Origin of the sequence: Photobacterium alginatilyticum, from assembly GCF_009910675.1 — a bacterium.
GTDB classification, from domain to species: domain Bacteria; phylum Pseudomonadota; class Gammaproteobacteria; order Enterobacterales; family Vibrionaceae; genus Photobacterium; species Photobacterium alginatilyticum.
The window spans coordinates 1-809 of the sequence record NZ_RSEJ01000159.1; the positions used below are offsets into that span (position 1 = coordinate 1).

Below are 809 nucleotides of genomic sequence, written 5' to 3' on the forward strand. Positions count from 1 at the left end.
ACCTGGGTAACCTGAACGACGGCACCCTGACGCTGTCGGTGACAGTGACCGACAGCGCGGGCAATGCGGCGACGGCGGTGACGGATACGGCCACGCTGGATAAAACCAGGCCGACGGTCACCACCTTCAGCGCCTCGGATACGCAGCTAAAAGTGGGCGAGACAGCCACCATCAGTATTGTTCTGAGCGAGGCCAGCAGTGACTTCAACATTGGCGATATCAGCGTAACGGGCGGTAGCCTGACAAACTTCGTGTCAACCAGCGCCAYCCAGTACAGCGTACTCTTCACCCCGACGGCTGACTCGGAAGCAACGGCGACGCTGGACATCAATGCCGATAGCTTCACCGATGCGGCGGGCAACGGCAATACCGCGGCCACCCAGCTGTCACTGACGGTGGATACGCAGGCGCCGAGCGGTCACAGCGTGGCCTTTGGCGATACCCTCTACAGCGACTCSGAGAAAGGCAGCGCCTCGTTCAGCTTTACCGGTGCCGAGGTGGGCGCCAGCTACAGCTATACCATCTCCAGCGCCAACGGYGGCAGCGATGTGACCGGCAACGGYACSCTGACGTCCGCCACGCAAAGYATCGGCAATATCAACCTGGGYRGCCTGAACGACGGTGATCTGACACTGTCGGTGACGCTTACCGATACCTCGGGCAATGCGGCSACGGCGGTGACGGCAACCAGTGCGCTGGATACCGCGGTGCCGAGCGGCCACAGTGTCGCCTTTGGCGATACCCTCTACAGCGACTCSGAGAAAGGCAGCGCCTCGTTCAGCTTCACCGGGGCCGAGGTGGGCGCCAGC

The 809-nt window shown here is 62.6% G+C and carries 1 protein-coding gene; it reads left to right on the top strand.

Features of this window, described 5'->3' with window-relative positions:
- On the top strand, positions 1-809 hold an 809-nt coding region (locus tag EIZ48_RS28460; RefSeq protein WP_240153130.1), incomplete at both ends, for an Ig-like domain-containing protein.